We start from the raw sequence: 17010 nt of genomic DNA, 5'->3' as shown, positions 1-17010 counted from the left end.
TCTTTCGAGCCAGTAACGAGAAAGGTACGGTACCCCCGTAGGGTATTTATTCGCAAGAGGCGTTAGTCGGTCGCGTGTGGCTAACGTTTGGACGCGGCCCTCGCCGCGACAATCTGGACGTCGGCTGTTCGTATCACCGAGAAATCGTGATCACAGCCTGGGAGCTGATGGGTAACCTCGAGCGTGGGGCTGCCGTCGAACCGTAAGCAGGACAACGTCGACGACCTCGACCAACGACAGCGTCTGTCGCGCTATACCCCTACGGGGTTAGGGCGAAATTCACTATGCTGGCGGCGTGGTCGGACAGCAGTTGCCGCGCCGAGTATGCGGGGCGGCCCGGTGGTCGGTCTGCTCATGCTGCTGTTCGCGGTCGCCATGCACGCGGGCGTATTTGCGAGCGGGCCCGGCCCGGAGCATCACTCCCTCGATCATCAGAGCGTCGTGGTGACGCCGGCCGACGCGTACGCGGCCAGCGGCGATCACGGTTTCGTACACGGGGTCATGCACGGGTGCGGGTTCATCCTGTCGGCGGCGGTCTTCGCTTTCGGTCTTGTGCTGCTGCACGGGCTGTTGAATAACGGTCTGCTGGCGGTCACCTGCCCATATCCCGGCACTGGCGGATGCGGCGCGAACGACCGCCGCCCTGGACCGTGCTGCCTCTGGCCGAATTGTCGATTCTGCGGATCTGACAGGTCTCGCCGCTTCCGTGGGCTCCCATGATCCGGACGCGGCTCTCGCCTGCCCGAAACGGGCGTGTCGTCCTACACGCTCAGGCCGGGTGGGTGCCATCAAGGCCGGAGCAGGACCACGTTCCACAGTCGTCGAGGTAACTCACCTTCCTCGAACTCCTTGACCTCCAGCACCTTCCAGCCCTTGGCAAGTTCGTCGACCAGACGCCGTGAGAAGAAGTGCACTGCGAATCCGCCGTGTTCGAAAATATCGTCGCCGTGGGCGATACCGGAGCCGTAGTGCGCATCGCCGGTGTGGCGCACCGTGTACAAGAAGGCGCCACCCGGTCTCAGCACCCGCCGTATCTCGTCGACCAGTGCAACGATTTCCTGCGTGGACAGCGCCATGCACAACAGCATGTGCGCATACACCGCATCCACCGATTTGTCGGCCAGCGGAAGGTGATCCCGCACATCGATGACCGCTGTGCGCGGACCCCTCAGGCCCGCAGCGTCAGCGCGGTCTCGGAGCTGTTGTAGACCTACAGCGCTGAAATCGGTCGCCAGGACACCGAAGCCTTGGCGCGCGAAGTGCAGCGAATCCCGTCCGTGACCTGCTCCGAGTTCCAGCACGTCCTTCGCGCCGACCGTCCGTAAGATCTCGACAGCATGCAGTGCTGGTATGGAGGGTTGGTCACCATACATCCCGGGATGGGCAGCATAAGTGTTCTGCCAGTGCTCGCGCTGAGCCTGAGCCAGGCGATCCGGTTCGTCCATCGGCATATCTTCAGTCTCGTAGACCGGAGAGGGTGACAGCGACCAAGCGATCGATCGCCGCCTCGCTGGTCGAGGTGGCTGCAGCGGTCAGGGCGTGCAGGCAGTAGTTGGCTAGTTCATCGGGGGCCACGTCGTCGCGAAGTTCGCCGCTGCGGGCGCCGTCAGCGATCAAATCGCCGATCATGCCGCGTAGCTGCTGCTGCGCTTCGGCGATCTGCTCGTCGGGATGCAGGAACTTCACGAGCTCGGTGTCGTGGCTTCGGGTCTGCTGGGCGATGTGTGCATAGGTGGTGAGCACGGCGTGCAGGCGCTTGCCGGGAGTGTCCGCGCTGTCCCGGATCTCGGCGAGTTGGCGCAGGTGACCGGTGATCTGGCGGGCATGCCAGGCGTGCAGGATCGCGTCCACGTCCGGGAAGTATTTGTACAGCGTCGCCCGCCCGATACCGGCCGCATCGGCGATCTGCGACATCGTCACCGCGCGCAGCCCGTGCTCGAACACCAGCGCGGCGGTCGTATCCATGATCGCGGTGCGCACCTGCCTGCGATGGGTCTCGATCGTCTCGTTCCACAGTTTCGGCACCCGACAAGCATACATTGCGACCTTACTGAATACATTCCCTATTGACCGTAGACATTATGTATCGCAAAATCTGATGAGGGGATCTCGAAATAACAAGTGGAGAGCCAGATGACCCAGTCACACAGCCACTTTCATCCCGACATCGCCGTGGCGGCGGATCTGTATGCCCAGCGACCGCCCTGGGATATCGACCGACCCCAGCCCGCCTTCGTCGCACTCGCCGAGGCCGGTGCGATCAGGGGGCGGGTACTGGACATCGGTTGCGGAACCGGTGAGCACGCGCTGCTCGCCGCCGCTCTCGGCCTCGACGCCACCGGCATCGATCTGGCCGACAACGCCCTGGATTCCGCCCGGCGCAAGGCAGCCGACCGCGGCCTGACCGCAAGGTTCTCGTATCGGGAGGCACTCGCGCTCACCGAGTGGGACGAGTCCTTCGACACCGTGCTCGACTGCGGACTGTTCCACATCTTCGACGCCAACGACCGTGCCGCCTACGTCGCGGGGCTGTGGTCGGTGATCCGACCCGGCGGCCGCTACTTCATGCTCGGCTTCAGCGACCGCCAACCCGGTACCGGCGGGCCGCATCGCCTGACTCGCGACGAGATCACCGCCGCATTCGCGCAGGAGTGGCGCGTCGATTCCATCGAAGCTGCCACCATCGAGATCACCACCGACCCTGAAGGCATCCGAGCCTGGCTGGTCGCGGTCACCAAGCCGGAACCGGCGCAGCAATGACCACACCGACCGTCCAGGCACGGATCGAAACCGACAGCGCGACAAGGTATCTCACTCAACTGATCAAGCATGCCACCGCGATGGCAGGCACCGGCGGACACCGGATCCCAGGACACAAACCCATCACCGACGAGGTAGAGGTCACCATCGAATCGTCGGAAACCGACGGTGTCATCGCGTTCGGCTCATGGGGCCGCTGCACCCTCCACGCCGAAACCGACGCCTTGACCGCACGCATCGACGCCGCCGACGAGGAAAAGCTCGTACGGATCCAAACCATCATCGGCAGGAACCTCGATCGGTTCGCCCGACGCGAGGGCACCACCGTCGACTGGCAAAGAACCGATGACTCAGGCGGCCCTGATACACCCGATGATCCGCCGGCACCCGGCACGGTCGATCGCCGTCGACTCGCAGCGGTAGCCTTGCCGGCGGTCATCGCGGCGCTGGCGATCGCACTACATCTCGGGCTCGGAACCGCCGTGCTGACGAACGGGAACTGGATCCGCGGCACCGCCGGCCTGATCCTTCTGTTCGCACTGGCGAAATCGGCTGTTGTCCTCGGCGGCATCGCCTTTCGACGGAAATGGTCGCACCGGTCGCACCGGCACCGGAGCTGAGCGACGCCCCCAGCCGAGGACCAATTCCACCCAGTCTCGACCAGGGATCGGATACAGGAGCCTGGGCGCACCCGCGTTCGACTGCCGATCCCATGTATGAACGCCGCAATCCCTCCACCAAGCGGACGAGCGGCGAATGTCGTCGCGGTAGATGATCGTCGGCCTGGCACCACTACTGGACGCCTACGGTCGGGAACCGAGGTGACTCGATCCCCGATCGTGTAGGGATTCGATTGCCGCTCGGAGTTTGGTGGCGGCTTCGGCGGCGATGGGTTCGAGTGCGGGTTCGCCGGTGACTTGGACCAGCAGATCCGGGTTCATGGCTTCGACGATGATGGTGGTGTCGTCGGCTGTGGGGTCGCGGCGGACGGTCACGTTGCAGGGCAGCAGAAGCCCGATCTGGCGGTTGATGCCGACCGGGCGGTGGGCCAAGGGTGGGTTGACCAGCCTCGGGTCGACCACCACCCATGGGCACCTACGTGGCCGCTTCGCCTCCCTGCCGAACCCCAGAAATATTGTGGCGTCAGCTTTCTCGCCGAGTAGATCGATCCGGCTCGGGCGCGCGTGCTCGGCACCTGCGGTACCACCTGCCGGTGCGGCGGCGCAGTACGCCTGAGCGACTTGGTCAGCCCATTCGCCGAACACCGAACACCGAACACTCGAGCGTGAGTTTGTTCCGGCCAAGTTGGCCACATACAGAGGTGTATCGCTCACCGAATCGCAAGTGCGGCGTATCACACTTGCATGCATACCCCTAGGGGGTATACATTCCTCGGTGTCGAAGAAACAAGATCGAGAGGCCGAGCCAATGACCACGCAGACTCACACCAATCACCCTGGCGCGCACGGCGATCACGCCGCTCATACCGGGAACGACCATGGCGCACAGGCCGGTCACGACAACCACACCAACCACGCGACTGCGGCCGCGCACGCCGGACACGCTGACCATTCCGGGCACGACGCCGGACTGCCGGGCGGGCTGCGGATCACCCAGAACGGCTACACATTGCAGCTCAACGAGCCGATCCTCGGGCCGGGTGAGATCGACTTCCGGTTCCGGATCCTCGGACCCGACGGTCAGCCGGTCACCGACTACACCGCCATCCACGACCGCGACCTGCACCTGATCGTTGTGCAACGCGAACTGACCGGCTTCTGGCATGTACACCCCCAGCTCACCGCGGACGGGACCTGGACGGTGCGCTTGAATCTCCCGGAGGCGGGCGCATACCGCGTCTTCACCGATATAGCGCCGCGAGCCCTCGGCAAGACCATCACCCTCGGTGCGGATCTCGCCGTTGCAGGCGTGTACGAACCGCGCCCCACGCCCGCGGCCACGCGCACCGCGATCGTGGACGGCTACGAGGTGGCCCTCGACGGCGAACTGGTCCCGGACGAGGGCCGGTTGCTCACGCTCACCGTGCTCAAGGATGGCGAACCGGTCACCGACCTGCAGCCCTACCTGGCCGCCTACGGTCACTTGGTGATCCTGCGCTCGGGCGATCTCGCCTACGTCCACGTCCACCCGAACGGTGAACCCGGTGACGGGGTGACCGCACCAGGTCCGGACATCACCTTCCACACCGCCGTGCCCGGCCCCGGAACCTACCGATTGTTCCTGGATTTCAAGCACGGTGACGCCGTCCGCACCGCCGCGTTCACACTGCCGACCACCGATGCCTGATCACTGAAACATGCTGAGCAGGTGCATGTTCCACCCGACCACTGCCTGTCCGGAAAGGAGCCCGAGGTGTGTGAGTGTCGCTGTCCCAACAGCCGTGATCCACCCAACTCATTCCAAGGAAGTGTCTGCGATGCGTTCCATGCCCATGACCGCCACACTGTTTCGCCACCGCGACTATTCGAAACTGTTCACCGCTCAGGTGTCGGCCCTATTCGGCACCGGCCTCACTACAGTCGCCCTCGGGCTGCTCGCCTACGAACTCGCCGGGACCGACGCCGCCGCCGTCCTCGGCACCGCGCTGACCATCAAGATGGTGGTCTACGTGACGGTCGCACCGATCGTGGCCGCCTACGCCGACCGATTCCCCCGCCGGATATTCCTGGTGGCGCTCAACGCAATTCGAGCCGCCGTAGTACTGACACTACCGTTCATCGACCAGGTGTGGCAGATCTATCTCCTGATCGCGGTGCTGCAAACCGCCTCGGCCGCATTCACTCCCACCTATCAGGCGGTCATCCCCGACATCTTGCCCGATGAACGCGAATACACCAGAGCGCTGTCGGCCGCGCAACTGGCCGCCACCATGGAAACCCTACTGAGCCCAATGCTCGCCGCGGCCGCACTGGCCGTGATCAGCTTCCACTGGCTGTTCGTCGGCACCGCAATAGGTTTCGTCGTCTCGGCCGCCTTGGTGATCACCACCCGCATCCCGAACGCGACCGCCGCCATCCAGGGGTCCTTCCGAGAACGGATCATGGTGGGCCTGCGCATCTTCGCCGCGACACCACGACTGCGCGGCCTGCTCGGACTGAACCTCGTGGTCGCCGCCGCAGGATCGGTGATCATGGTCAACACCGTCAACTACGTACGCGACACCCTCGGCGGCACACAATCCGGAGTCGCGATGCTATTGGCTGCCAACGGATTCGGCACGATGATCATCGCACTCGCGCTCCCACGGATCCTTGATCGTATCGGCGCCCGGCCAGTGATGCTCGCGGGTGCGACCACGCTGATCACCGGACTCGGCGCAGCCATTGCACTGTCGACCGCCGACAGCGGCGACTGGCGATGGGCCGTCGCAACCGCAGTGTGGGCTCTCATCGGCTCGGGCACCGCGGCCGTGCTGACACCGACCGGGCAGATCCTGCGACGCTCCTCACAAGCCACCGACCGCCCCGCCCTCTTCGCGGCGCAGTTCTCGCTATCCCACCTGGCGTGGTTGATCACCTACCCGATCGCCGGATGGCTGACCACCATCGCCGGTTTCACCACCACCTGGGTAACGCTGGCGATATTCGCCGCCACGGGAATCACGATGGCACTGCGGATGTGGCCGCACCACGACCCGGCGGAACTGACTCACCTCCACGAAGTCGGCACCATCGACCCGGCCCGCCTGGACGATGCCGACCGTGTGGACGAACGCCACTACCGGCACACCCACGTCTTCCTCATCGACACCGAACACCGCCGCTGGCCCACACCGGCGCAACGACCGCTGGAAACTGCCACAGCAGCCTAGCGATCGACACTGCTCGACACGAGATACGAGACGGGCACCCGGTTCTCGGGTGCCCGCCTGGTCGTCCGACCGTTTCGTCGCGTACATGGCGAGCATGTCCTCGCAATGGCCGACGAGCGGCCACGGCGATATCGAGCGACCCATTCCAGCCAGACGCGCTTGCCCAGCTCGGTCTGAACCACGTGTGGTTCGCACCATCTTGAAGGGCATCCATGCCAACATCTGGCGATTCGCGGTACGACGCACCCAGGGTCTCAGCATGATCTGCGCCGTCACGTTCAGCAGCATGCTCGGCGCGGGAAACCGGTCGAACTGCGAATCGGCGGCGTCGTGTGGTTTCAGGTTGTCGCGCGGACTTCGACACAGCATTCGCCGACCTGTAGTGCGAGTATCGCTTGCACGGTGTCGGCATGGAGGCCGGACAGTGTGCCGGAGCAGAAGGCATGGTTTAGCGCGCAAACCAGCTCGCCGCCGCGCTCGCGCTGGCCGCGCTGGCTACACTCGGAGCAGCAACAGCCGCGCGGGTATGGCCCGCAAACATCCGCGCGGCTTCGGAATTGGTGGTGACCGGAGGGCGGTGACAACGGTGGCGGGCACGGCGATACCGGATGCCGCGCGGGCACTGCCCGCAGCGAGCCTGAGTCATCCGATCACCCCGGATCAGCCCCATCTGGACGCCGCCACCAATACCTTCCGCATGCTCGCCGATCCGACCCGGCTGCACATCCTGTGGATCCTCACCGAGGGCGAAGCCGATGTCACCGCGCTCACCGAAGCCTGCGACACCTCCCGCACCGCGGTCAGCCAGCATCTGGCCAAACTCCGCTTCACCGGCCTGGTCGACAGCCGCAAAGAGGGACGTCGCGTGATCTATCGCATCCGTGACGGACACCTCGCTCGACTGGTCCGCGAAGGGCTCAATCACGCGGATCATGTCATCACCGGCGAGCCGCCGCACGCCTGACGAGCGCGGCCGGACAACCCGTACGCTGCCGCAATGCGTGCTCGCCTCAGATCAGGTTCATTGCGGTTGCTGACCGCTTCCCTCCTGCGCACCGTCACGGTGCTCGCCGCCATGATGACCACGCTGCTTCTCACTGCGGGCCCGGCCGCCGCGCACGCCGCCTTGGCCGGGAGTGATCCCGCCGACGGCGCCCGCATCGACACCGCGCCGCCACAGATCACCCTGACCTTCAATGAGGCCATCCAGGAATCCTCGGTGACACACAGCCGCCACTGTGGCGCCGGTTGGACTTGTCCTCGGATTTGTTTCTCGACGAATTGCACGAGGAAATCCAGACCACAGCGGACCGAGTTACTACAACCCACGCACCGAGTACTACCTGTACCCGTACATGGCCGAGGACGGTGAACGGCCCGGTGCGCCCGAGGAACAAGTCCGGCTCGACGAGGTGCTCCAAAGCCGGACGACGTTCTGTTCTACTGTTACGACTTCGGCGACGACTGGCAACACACGGTCACCCTCGAAGAAGTACTGCCGCGTCCGCCGAAGGCACCCTTTGCGATCTGTCTCGACGGGCAGCGCCCTGGACCGCCGGAGGACTGCAGCGGCACCGAAGGCTACGAATTATTCGTCGCCGCCTCTGATCCCAGCGATCCGCGGTATGCCACCGTCCTCGCCGAATTCCACGACATTTTCAGCGACGAGTCCGACCCATCGACGCATCCGCCGATCCTGTTCGACATCGACCGGATCAATCGCACGCTCGCCGGCTTCGTGCGCCGCACCACCACCGACGAAATCGCCGCAAGCCTGCCTCCCACGCTGGCGACGACGCTGGTGGATGCCGCGCACGGGATGTTGCGCCGCGAGTTGCTCATCCTGATCAGCCGTGCCCGCCTGGACGCGCCCGTGCCGGTGAACGCCGCCGCCGCCGAACGCGCGCTACACCGCTACCGGCGCCTGCTCGACCATGTCGGCGACGGTGTCGAACACCCGGGAAGACCAACCCTATCCAGTCCTGTCCCTGCGGGAATCCGCCCAGGCGCTCGGCCTGCTGCGCAAGCACCGCGGCCAGCTGCTTCCCACCACCAAAGGCCGGGCGATAAAGAAGATTCCGACGTGAGCACCGACAGATCGGCTAGAGATCGTCGGGCAGCAGGCGGAACGCGGCATGACCAGTGAGCGGGGTAACCGCGCGGAAGTCGCGTCGGTCGAGCGTCAGCACCTCCACAGTTTCGTATCGTTCGGCCAATGAAACATTAGTGGCGTCCGTGAGATCCAAGCGCATGGCCGCGTATCGGTTCTGCACCTTGCGCGCGACCCGCAACAGATCCGCCGAGACCGTGGGCACTTCGATGCGTCCGGCGTGTTCTTGTGCCAACAACCAATCATTAACCGCATAAGCGGCTTGACGATTGATATTTCGGGTGGTGATGTGTTCCACTTCGAGCAAGACGAGCGGAGAGACGACGGTCAGCGCCGCCCGCTGCAGCGCCGCGCGCGCGTCGACGTGCTCGGGATCCGCGGAGTTGAAAGCGGCGACCAGACCTGAGGTGTCGCCGATCACGATCATCCAGCATCGGCTTCGGTGTTGGTGATCGCTTCTCGCACAGTGCGATCGATTTCATCTGCCGTCACCGCATGCCCGTAGTCGAGAACGGGGATGTCCCATACCTCATCCCATCGGCGAGTGCGTATCGCGGCCAGATGAAAAGCTTCACGAAAGTACTCGGACTCCGGCCGCCCTTCACGCGCCGCGGCCATCTTCACCAACTCGAGGTCGGACTCGTCGACCATGACCGTCGTCTTCTTCAAACCCATAGGGTTATGGTACCCGCACCATAACATACTGGCCAGCTGGTGGCGGCTCGAAGATTCGGCTGCAAACGCCGCCGTCTCCGCCTGTGCCGCCTGACCTGGGTAGAACGCACCTTCGGCTACGTCCAAGAATTTTCGTCGATACCGCTGATCGCGGCCCGGATCGAGGGATTCATCCGCACGGTCACCGAGAAATACGCGCCCAGCGCCCTGGCCGCGGCAACAATCTCCTCGGCGTAGAACGCCGAATCCGCCCGCACCACCAGCAACCCGGACGCACCGGCAGCGCGGGCAGTCTTGATCGCCTCGGCCACGAAACTCGCCGCACCACGCGCGGAGTTGGTGGCGCCCTTGCGTAATCGTGCCGCGACGATCACCGGCCGCGCCAATGGTGAACTGACACACCCGATCAACGCGTTGAGGCCCTTGACCTTCGAATACCCGATCCCGGCGCCCTGTTTGGCGTAACCATAGGTGCGGCGGATCGTGTCATCGATATCGACATACGTTGACGCTGTAGTCGTCGGTGGCGGCTTCTCTGGCTTGTATGCCACCCATCGCTTGCGCAATCTGCAGGGATTGACCGTGCAGGCCTTCGAGGCTGCCCCGAGTGTCGGCGGAGTGTGGTTCTGGAATCGCTATCCCGGTGCGCGCTGCGACTTCGAGAGCATCTTCTATTCGTATTCGTTTGACGAGGATTTGCAGCGGGACTGGCGCTGGACCGAGCGCTACGCCTCTCAACCGGAGATCTTGCGCTATCTGGAGCATGTCTGTGACCGCTTCGATCTGCGCCGGAGCTACCAGTTCAACACCCGGATCACGTCGGTGGTATGGGATGAGGCCGCGACGCGCTGGGTGGTCGGCACCGACGACGGTCGCACCACTACTGCGCGGTTCTTCATCAACGCAGCGGGGGCCTTCTCGGTCTCCAAGCCAAATGACTTTCCCGGCCAGGACAATTTTCAGGGTGCAGTCGTGCACACCAGTCATTGGCCGGCCGACGGCGTTGATCTGACCGGTAAGAGGGTCGCAGTGGTCGGCACGGGCTCGACCGGAATACAGGTCATCCAGACGATCGCACCGCAAGTTGCCGAGCTGACGGTATTTCAGCGCACCCCGAACTTCGCTTGTCCGCTCGGCAACCGGCCACTGACCGACGAGGAATTCGATTCCGTTGTCTCCGACTATCCGCGTCTTCGCGAAGAATCGCGCAACAGCATCAGCGGGGCCGCTTTTCCGCGGGCCGTTTTGCCGGCGCACGCGCACACCCCCGAAGAGCAGCGCCAGATGTACGACACGTACTACAACGGCGGGGGATTTCGGATGCTCGCCTCGACCTACTACGACCTGATCTTCAACCCGGAAGCCAACGCGACTGCGGCCGACTACATCCGCGACCGCATCCGGGAGCGAGTGAAGGACCCGCAAGTCGCCGAACTGCTGTGCCCGAACGATCACCCCTACGGGGCAAAGCGAGCGACGTTTGAGACCAACTACTACGAGGCCTTCAACCTGCCGCATGTGCATCTGGTTGATGCACGGACCCATCCGATCGTGCGGATCACAGAGGAGGGCATCGCCACAACGGCCGCGGAATACGAGTTCGACGTGATCGTGCTCGCCACCGGATTCGACGTCGGCGGGGCGGGCCTGATGCGCATGGGCGTCGTCGGCCGCGACGGCGAAGCGCTGACCGATCACTGGGCGCACGGACAGCGCACCTACCTCGGCACGGCCACCGAGGGCTTCCCCAATTTGTTCCATGTCAACGGTCCGCAAAGCGCGGCGGCGTTGTTCAACAACCCGATCGCCATCGAGGACAGCGTTGACTTCATCGGTGCCCTCATCGCTCACATGGACGCCAACGGCTACACCACCGCCCAGGTGACCGAGGCGGCCGAAACCCGGTACAACGACCTGGTGCGTGAGGTCGCCGACGCGACGTTGTTCCCGAAAGCGACGAGCTGGTACATGGGCGACAACATCGCGGGGAAGCCGCGAGTACCCATCTCGCTGTTCACCGGTGCGCCCATGTATCGGGCGATCTGCAGCGAGGCGCGAAGCAGCGCGTTTGCCGGATTCTCTTTCGACGGAAGCGATTCCGACGTCCCTCCCACGATCACACTTAACGGCGCGTCGGTGTTCTTTCTCGCCGGCATGATGAATATGGGCGCCAAACCGCTGGAGCAGTGCTCGCTGGAGGAAGCCCGCTTCATGATGGAAACCTTCAAGGCGATGCAGCTACCGTTGCCGCCCGATGTCACCATCACCGACACCGCCTTCCCCAGCGAGGCGGGACCGCGGGCGGCGCGGCTGTATCGACCGTCAGTGGAGGGCACGCTTGCGGCGGTGGTGTTCATCCATGGCGGTGGGTGGATCGGTGGCAGCCTCGATGCGTTCGATGAGCCGTGCGCCGCACTTGCCCACCGGCTCGGCGCCCTTGTCGTGTCGCCGGACTACCGGCTGGCCCCCGAGTATCCATTCCCCGCGGGCCCAGATGACACGTTGGCGGCCCTGCGCTGGGTCGCCGACAACGCCGCCGCGTTGGGGGTGGATCCCGACCGCATCGCGATCGGAGGCGAGAGCGCCGGAGCAAACCTCGCCGCGGTCACGGCGCTGCGGGCCCGTGACGAGGGAGGCCCGCGACTGCGAGCCCAGGTGCTGGTGACGCCGCCGATAGACCCTTTCGCCGACACCGAATCCCGCAACCTCTACGCCGGTGGACCGATCATTTCCGCCGAGCTCGGCGCGCGGATGTGGGCGCTGTATTTGGGTGATCTGGCGAACGCGGCGTCGCCGCATGCGGCACCGAACCACGCCGACGACCTGTTGGGGCTGCCCCCGGCGTTGGTGATCACGATGGAGGCCGATCCGACGCGCGACGAGGCCGAGGATTACGCCAAGGCGTTGGCCGACGCCGGCGTGCCGACGGTGTGCCAGCGGTTCGACGGTTTGTTCCATACGACGCTGTCGCTATCCGGTGCCGTCCCGCGGGCGGCGGAGATCCAACAGGCGATGTGCGACTTTCTCACTCCGCTGCTGTCGCGGGTATCCGCAACCGTGCCTACTGTCGTCGGTTGATTCCTGTCGACGCCGACCATGGCAAGCGAGAGTCTTCGCTACTGCTCTGCGCCAGGTGGCCCGAGGGGTACACCAAGAGTGCAGACCGGCAGCCCCTCGGTTGCTGCGCTTGATGCGTTTACCACCGATGGCGTGTCCGGAAGGGCGTAGCATCCCCGCATGAGTGCGCTCGGACCTCGTCGAGGGGGAGAGCGGGTCGGTCCGTCGCGGAACCGGCTCGTGGCTCGCAGGCAGGACCTCGATTCGGCGCAACGCGCACTGTCGGAAGCCCGGCTGCTGACTTTCACCGGCCCCGGTGGGGTGGGCAAGACACGGTTGGCGCTCGAGTTGGCCTTCCGGGCCGCCGACCGATTCCCCGACGGTGCATGGCTGGTACGGCTCGGTGAGCTTGGCATCGGTGCCGACGTGACCGACATCGAGGCCGCCATCCTCAACGCGCTGGGGGTAAGTGATCAGTCCGCGACGGAGCCCCGCCAAAAGCTTGTCACGTTCCTCCGTGACCGCAAGCTGCTGTTGGTGACGGACAACTGCGAGCATGTCTTGCCGGCCTTGCGTGTCCTGTTGCCACTCCTGCTGCGCGAGGCACCGCAGATTCGCGTCATCGCCACCAGCAGAGAGCCGCTTGGTGTAGAGGCCGAGGTGCTGCGGCCTGTGCTGCCTCTGACCGTGCCCGAATCGGGCACGCCGGCCGAACAATTGATCGCCGACGGTTCGGTCAGTCTTCTGATGGAGCGTGTGGGTGCGGTGGACCCGGACTTCGATATCAGCGACGACAACGCGGTCGCTGTCATTGAGTTGTGCCGCCTGCTGGAGGGTGTTCCGTTGGCCATCGAGCTGGCGGCGGCGAAGCTGCGCGCGTTAACCGTCGAGCAGCTGGTTCAACGGTTCGGCCAACGGATTACCGAGCTCGCCGCAGCGCACGACCTGCAGGGTTCCCGACACCGATCACTGCGGTCGATGGTCGACTGGAGTTTCGAACTGTGCACCACCACCGGCCAGGTGCTGTGGCGGCGGATGGCGGTCTTTCCCGCGACTTTCGACCTTGACCTGGCGGAGTCGGTGTGTGCATTCGGCGAGCTGCAACCTGCCGACGTGATCGACGCCATCGAGCGTCTTGTCGGGCAATCGGTTCTGTTGACTGATCGCGGCGCGGGCACCATGCGATACCGGTTGCCCGCAGCGGTGCGGGAGGTTGCGGCCGAACTGGCCGAGAACGCTGGAGAAACCACGCAACTGCAGCGCCGTCACCGCGACGCCATGCTGGAGCGGGCCGAGCGCACTGTACAGCGATGGTGTGGGCCCCAGCAGGCTGTCCTGATCGAACGGATGCGACTTGACCACGCCAATTACGTTGCGGCACTGCAATGGAGCGCGACGACGCCAGGTGAGGAGCGGACCGCTCTGCGGCTCATCGCAGCGCTTCGCTACCACTGGATGTCAGGAGGGCATCTGGCCGAGGGCCGCATGCGGGCCCAAACGATGTTGGCGACGACAAGCGAGACATCTCCCGACCGGTTCGACTGTCTGTGGGTGGCGACATGGATCGCGCTGATACAGGGCGACTATGGTCAAGCCAAACAGTGGCTTGATGAACTCACCGCCCTTGCAACGGAACTGGGCATCCCGGGGCTGGAGCGCTATGTCGATCATTGGACGGCGTTGCTGGCGATGTTCACCGGCGATGTCGACCATGCGCTGCCGCTTTTCGAGCGCGCGGTCGACCGACACCGCGCCGCGGGGGACCTGGAAATGGAACTCACCGCACGGTACATGCTCGTCGGCGAGCTCGCGTTGGCCGGCCGGGCCGAGGAGGCTCTGGCGCTGAGCTCCGACACCGTGACGTTGTGCGACCGGCATGGAGAGAAAAACGCACGAGCGTACTCGGATTGGGGTGCGGGAGTGGCCTTATGGACGCTCGGGAAGTTCGACGAGGCCGAGCAGCACGCTCGCCGCGTGTTGACTGTTGATCGAACGATGTCCGATGGCATTGGCGTTGCACTCTCGACCGAACTGCTGTCCTGGATAGCCCGCGATCGCAAACAGGTCGCCCGTGCCCGCACGCTCTCGGCGGCCGCGCGCCACGTGTGGCGCTCGTTGGGCACGTCGATCAACGCCTTCGGACCGCAACTGTCGGGATTCGTCGAAGCCAACGCCCTGCCTCCGCAGGGCGGAACACCGGAGGTCGATTCAGAGGATGTGCCGCGCCGGTTCCGCGATCTCGACGATGTGATCGATTTCGTTCTCGGCGTTGCCGCGGGTCGCCGCGGCGTCCGCTCAGCCACTATGAGCCTGCTGACCCCGCGGGAACTGGAGGTGGCTGGTCTCATCGAATCGGGACTGTCGAATCGCGAAATCGCGCAGCGACTTGTGATCTCCAAGCGCACCGCGGACGGCCATGTCGAACGGATCCTCGCCAAGCTGGGATTCAGTTCGCGCGCGCAGGTCGCCGCATGGATGGCACGGCGCGCGTCATAACGGCAAGTCATAGCCACGACCGACAGCCGGAATCCATACAGCCTGCCGCCGTGGCGGTGTCCTTCCAGATGTTGTCGTATCGGCGTGAGGTGATGGGTTTTCCGTTGCGATAAGGCAGCAGTTGTCGCGACTGTGGGCTGTTGCGTTTGGTGGCGTGGTCGAGCAGGTCCCGCATCAACGTCGGTGATTTGGGCTGCCGGTAACCAGAAACTGCTCCATACCCCGTTGATGTATCAGCAGGACAGCACACCGACGAGCAAATTCGTTCGAGGAGCGACCCCTGCGCAATCGGTTTGCAACGCATAGCATTCGGGACATGCACCCAGGCAACTGGTTCCGTGTCCTGCTGTGCCTGGCAGTGCTCGGCAGTACCAGCGGATGTATCGGCGCGGTGGACCGCGCGGATTTCGAGGACCGGATTCGAACACGCGGCGGCGGATTGGTGAGTGCCCTGCCGCAGGCCGCGATCGCCGCGCTGGCCGAGCGCATCGACGCCAGCGACCCGGATGTGAACGTTATCCTCCTCACGGCACCGAACTCGACCCAGTTCCGGCTCGTCCTGAACAACCAGCCTGCCCAGGTGACCAACTTCCTCGCCGGAAACGATTTCACCGCCCGCGAACCCACTGTCCGCCTGCGCGTCCGGCCGCCCGGTCTGTCCCGCGTGATGGACGACTACTCCTTCACCCTCGGCGACCTGAGTGCCCCACGCCCCGTGCGGGTTTCCTCCTTCGACGACCCGGACGGCGAGAACTTCACGATACGCGAGGTGCCCGGCTTATCGCGGATCGAAGACATAGTCGAAACCGCCCGCGCGCGCAGCGAAATCCCCGACGGCCAGGTCACCGCCATCGTGGTGAGCCGCTTTGGCCGCGACATCCGCATCGTCGCCAACGTGGTCTCCGCCCGCTCGGAGGTGGTCGCCGAATTCGACCGCACCGGCGTCTTCCTCCGAGCCCAGCAGGTATAGCCGATGTCCCGTGTAGTCACAGCCCTCTCGACCGGGCTCCTCATCGGCGCCTTCAGCACCGTCGTGCCCGTCGCCATCTGGCCTGGCGAAGCGAAACTCACCGCGCCCCTGTTCTGTTCAGCCCCGGCCACCGAACCGATGGTCGTCTCCGACACCTTCCACGACTCCGAAGGCACCTCCACCAACTACACCCTCTACTGTGTAGGAGACCACGGCATACTCACCAACGAGGGCTTCGCCCTGCCCATGTTGGTGATGCTTACCGCGCACATCGTGATCGTGACAACCCTGGTACTGCTCGCCACATTGTGCAAAACCAGGACAGAGCCTGAGCGCGATCGGCCTGTTCGAGGTCCCCTTCAATCAGAACCGAATCCGCACGTCAGCACTGAAGACTACTTCGAACACTGACCCGCCGGCCGCTGCTCGGCGGCATGAACGCGCACAGCGGCATGGACGTGCGTTACCGTTGTGGGAAGGCTGGGCGGCCCCTGATCAACCTGTCCACGAACGATGGCCGTAGCGTCGCATCGGTGAGTGGTGAGAGCCGTTACCAGGCATACGAAGCAGACCTATGGGAACGATTGGCCGCGCTGCTGCCCTCGGTCGACGACACCGAGAACTTTCGCGACTGCAGAAAGACCGGCCGACAGGAAGCCGGACTGTGGATCTTGACGCGACTGTTACTCGAGCACGAAGTGCCCATCAACGATCGAACGCGCGCCGAGATCGAAGTGCTGGCCGAGCAATGGGGCGAACGACTGGTGCGTCACGACGAAATCATCGCTTGTGCACGGGATTCCGATGACGAGGCTTCCATTCGACTGCTGCCTGACGATTCTTCGACGCCGATCGACCCAGCACAACTCGGCATCACAGACTCCAGCCTGACAGGTTTGCTCGTCGTTCCGTGGCTCGAATGCCTACGATGCGGGCAGGTGCTGGATCGCGTCCATGCATTGGAACCGTGGGGCGATCTGCGGTATCTGGCTGCCTACTACGCCGTTCGGCATCGTGCCGCGTCGGACGCTGCTCCCGAGATCTTCGACGGGGCGGACCTACACAGCGCGTTCGAGTTGCTACTGACCTGTAGCTGACCGCGCCACTGAC

The 17010-nt window shown here is 64.5% G+C and carries 19 protein-coding genes and 2 pseudogenes; 13 read left to right on the top strand and 8 right to left on the bottom strand.

Going from position 1 to position 17010, the window contains the following annotated elements:
- Positions 1–282: 282 nt before the first annotated feature.
- The 3 genes from ACQP2U_RS07585 to ACQP2U_RS07575 form a co-directional block, all read right to left on the bottom strand.
- Positions 283–564, bottom strand: coding sequence for a hypothetical protein (locus ACQP2U_RS07585; protein ID WP_433714017.1), 282 nt, complete (start codon positions 562–564; stop codon positions 283–285).
- Positions 565–788: 224 nt separating this feature from the next.
- Positions 789–1445, bottom strand: a complete 657-nt coding sequence (locus tag ACQP2U_RS07580; RefSeq protein ID WP_433714016.1) for a class I SAM-dependent methyltransferase — start codon at positions 1443–1445, stop codon at positions 789–791.
- A 10-nt stretch (positions 1446–1455) separates the two neighbouring features.
- A complete protein-coding gene (locus ACQP2U_RS07575) occupies positions 1456–2025 on the bottom strand; it encodes a TetR/AcrR family transcriptional regulator (protein WP_433714015.1) in 570 nt (189 codons plus the stop codon).
- A 108-nt stretch (positions 2026–2133) separates the two neighbouring features.
- Between ACQP2U_RS07575 and ACQP2U_RS07570 the strand changes: the two genes are divergently transcribed.
- Positions 2134–2760 carry a class I SAM-dependent methyltransferase gene (locus tag ACQP2U_RS07570; protein ID WP_433714014.1) on the top strand — a complete coding sequence of 209 codons (627 nt, stop codon included), beginning with the start codon at positions 2134–2136 and terminating at the stop codon, positions 2758–2760.
- Positions 2757–3380: a DUF2218 domain-containing protein gene (locus ACQP2U_RS07565; RefSeq protein ID WP_433714013.1), complete on the top strand. Its 624-nt coding sequence runs from the start codon at positions 2757–2759 to the stop codon at positions 3378–3380. Before ACQP2U_RS07570 ends, ACQP2U_RS07565 begins: the two co-directional genes overlap by 4 nt.
- A gap of 183 nt (positions 3381–3563) precedes the next feature.
- On the opposite strand, the pseudogene ACQP2U_RS07560 reads toward ACQP2U_RS07565, so the two are convergent.
- A pseudogene (locus ACQP2U_RS07560) lies at positions 3564–3821 on the bottom strand (DUF302 domain-containing protein); the annotation flags it as partial.
- A 367-nt stretch (positions 3822–4188) separates the two neighbouring features.
- Here ACQP2U_RS07560 and ACQP2U_RS07555 point away from each other — a divergent pair.
- From ACQP2U_RS07555 to ACQP2U_RS07545, 3 genes are all read left to right on the top strand, one after another.
- Positions 4189–5067: a hypothetical protein gene (locus ACQP2U_RS07555; protein ID WP_433714012.1), complete on the top strand. Its 879-nt coding sequence runs from the start codon at positions 4189–4191 to the stop codon at positions 5065–5067.
- A gap of 139 nt (positions 5068–5206) precedes the next feature.
- Positions 5207–6592 (top strand): MFS transporter, encoded by a 1386-nt coding sequence (locus ACQP2U_RS07550; RefSeq protein ID WP_433716393.1) that lies wholly within the window; start codon positions 5207–5209, stop codon positions 6590–6592.
- A gap of 577 nt (positions 6593–7169) precedes the next feature.
- Complete coding sequence (locus ACQP2U_RS07545; RefSeq protein WP_433714011.1) at positions 7170–7556, top strand: ArsR/SmtB family transcription factor; 387 nt, start codon at positions 7170–7172, stop codon at positions 7554–7556.
- Between the two features lie 57 nt (positions 7557–7613).
- Here ACQP2U_RS07545 and ACQP2U_RS07540 read toward each other — a convergent pair whose 3' ends face one another.
- A complete protein-coding gene (locus ACQP2U_RS07540) occupies positions 7614–7820 on the bottom strand; it encodes a hypothetical protein (RefSeq protein ID WP_433716821.1) in 207 nt (68 codons plus the stop codon).
- Here ACQP2U_RS07540 and ACQP2U_RS07535 point away from each other — a divergent pair.
- The 3 genes and pseudogenes from ACQP2U_RS07535 (at position 7752) to ACQP2U_RS07525 (ending at position 8679) form a co-directional block, all read left to right on the top strand.
- Entirely contained in the window at positions 7752–7964 is a 213-nt protein-coding gene (locus tag ACQP2U_RS07535) for a hypothetical protein (protein WP_433716392.1), read from the top strand. The genes ACQP2U_RS07540 and ACQP2U_RS07535 overlap by 69 nt on opposite strands.
- 63 nt (positions 7965–8027) lie before the next feature.
- Positions 8028–8234: pseudogene (locus ACQP2U_RS07530) on the top strand (plasmid pRiA4b ORF-3 family protein); the annotation flags it as partial.
- 304 nt (positions 8235–8538) lie between these two features.
- Positions 8539–8679 carry a hypothetical protein gene (locus tag ACQP2U_RS07525; protein ID WP_433714010.1) on the top strand — a complete coding sequence of 47 codons (141 nt, stop codon included), beginning with the start codon at positions 8539–8541 and terminating at the stop codon, positions 8677–8679.
- Between the two features lie 15 nt (positions 8680–8694).
- Here ACQP2U_RS07525 and ACQP2U_RS07520 read toward each other — a convergent pair whose 3' ends face one another.
- The 3 genes from ACQP2U_RS07520 to ACQP2U_RS07510 form a co-directional block, all read right to left on the bottom strand.
- Positions 8695–9129, bottom strand: coding sequence for a PIN domain-containing protein (locus tag ACQP2U_RS07520; RefSeq protein ID WP_433714009.1), 435 nt, complete (start codon positions 9127–9129; stop codon positions 8695–8697).
- Positions 9126–9377: a CopG family transcriptional regulator gene (locus ACQP2U_RS07515; protein ID WP_433714008.1), complete on the bottom strand. Its 252-nt coding sequence runs from the start codon at positions 9375–9377 to the stop codon at positions 9126–9128. Before ACQP2U_RS07515 ends, ACQP2U_RS07520 begins: the two co-directional genes overlap by 4 nt.
- Before the next feature lie 116 nt (positions 9378–9493).
- A complete protein-coding gene (locus tag ACQP2U_RS07510; RefSeq protein ID WP_433714007.1) occupies positions 9494–9928 on the bottom strand; it encodes a transposase in 435 nt (144 codons plus the stop codon).
- Positions 9929–9935: 7 nt separating this feature from the next.
- On the opposite strand from ACQP2U_RS07510, the gene ACQP2U_RS07505 reads away from it, so the two are divergent.
- The 5 genes from ACQP2U_RS07505 to ACQP2U_RS07485 all read left to right on the top strand — a co-directional run bounded on the left by ACQP2U_RS07505 (position 9936) and on the right by ACQP2U_RS07485 (position 16997).
- The gene (locus ACQP2U_RS07505) at positions 9936–12455 is read left to right on the top strand and encodes a flavin-containing monooxygenase (RefSeq protein ID WP_433714006.1); all 2520 of its coding nucleotides are present in this window, start codon (positions 9936–9938) and stop codon (positions 12453–12455) included.
- A 159-nt stretch (positions 12456–12614) separates the two neighbouring features.
- Positions 12615–14930: an ATP-binding protein gene (locus tag ACQP2U_RS07500; RefSeq protein ID WP_433714005.1), complete on the top strand. Its 2316-nt coding sequence runs from the start codon at positions 12615–12617 to the stop codon at positions 14928–14930.
- Between the two features lie 316 nt (positions 14931–15246).
- On the top strand, positions 15247–15900 hold the full coding sequence (locus ACQP2U_RS07495) for a hypothetical protein (RefSeq protein WP_433714004.1): 654 nt from the start codon (positions 15247–15249) through the stop codon (positions 15898–15900).
- A gap of 3 nt (positions 15901–15903) precedes the next feature.
- Positions 15904–16311 carry a hypothetical protein gene (locus tag ACQP2U_RS07490; RefSeq protein ID WP_433714003.1) on the top strand — a complete coding sequence of 136 codons (408 nt, stop codon included), beginning with the start codon at positions 15904–15906 and terminating at the stop codon, positions 16309–16311.
- 122 nt (positions 16312–16433) lie between these two features.
- A complete protein-coding gene (locus tag ACQP2U_RS07485) occupies positions 16434–16997 on the top strand; it encodes a hypothetical protein (protein ID WP_433714002.1) in 564 nt (187 codons plus the stop codon).
- Positions 16998–17010 lie beyond the last annotated feature (13 nt).

It is taken from the genome of Nocardia sp. CA-084685, from assembly GCF_050955785.1.
In the GTDB taxonomy this organism is placed as follows: Bacteria; Actinomycetota; Actinomycetes; order Mycobacteriales; family Mycobacteriaceae; genus Nocardia.
Note: the sequence above shows the minus strand (reverse complement) of the source record. Positions and strands in the feature narration are given on the sequence as shown.

Excerpts from the sequence above, each read along its gene's own strand:
- ACQP2U_RS07580 (WP_433714016.1), bottom strand. The coding sequence starts at position 1,445 with ATGGACGAACCGGATCGCCTGGCTCAGGCTCAGCGCGAGCACTGGCAG.
- ACQP2U_RS07570 (WP_433714014.1), top strand. The coding sequence starts at position 2,134 with ATGACCCAGTCACACAGCCACTTTCATCCCGACATCGCCGTGGCGGCG.
- ACQP2U_RS07565 (WP_433714013.1), top strand. The coding sequence starts at position 2,757 with ATGACCACACCGACCGTCCAGGCACGGATCGAAACCGACAGCGCGACA.
- ACQP2U_RS07555 (WP_433714012.1), top strand. The coding sequence starts at position 4,189 with ATGACCACGCAGACTCACACCAATCACCCTGGCGCGCACGGCGATCAC.
- ACQP2U_RS07550 (WP_433716393.1), top strand. The coding sequence starts at position 5,207 with ATGCCCATGACCGCCACACTGTTTCGCCACCGCGACTATTCGAAACTG.
- ACQP2U_RS07520 (WP_433714009.1), bottom strand. The coding sequence starts at position 9,129 with ATGATCGTGATCGGCGACACCTCAGGTCTGGTCGCCGCTTTCAACTCC.
- ACQP2U_RS07515 (WP_433714008.1), bottom strand. The coding sequence starts at position 9,377 with ATGGGTTTGAAGAAGACGACGGTCATGGTCGACGAGTCCGACCTCGAG.
- ACQP2U_RS07500 (WP_433714005.1), top strand. The coding sequence starts at position 12,615 with ATGAGTGCGCTCGGACCTCGTCGAGGGGGAGAGCGGGTCGGTCCGTCG.
- ACQP2U_RS07495 (WP_433714004.1), top strand. The coding sequence starts at position 15,247 with ATGCACCCAGGCAACTGGTTCCGTGTCCTGCTGTGCCTGGCAGTGCTC.
- ACQP2U_RS07490 (WP_433714003.1), top strand. The coding sequence starts at position 15,904 with ATGTCCCGTGTAGTCACAGCCCTCTCGACCGGGCTCCTCATCGGCGCC.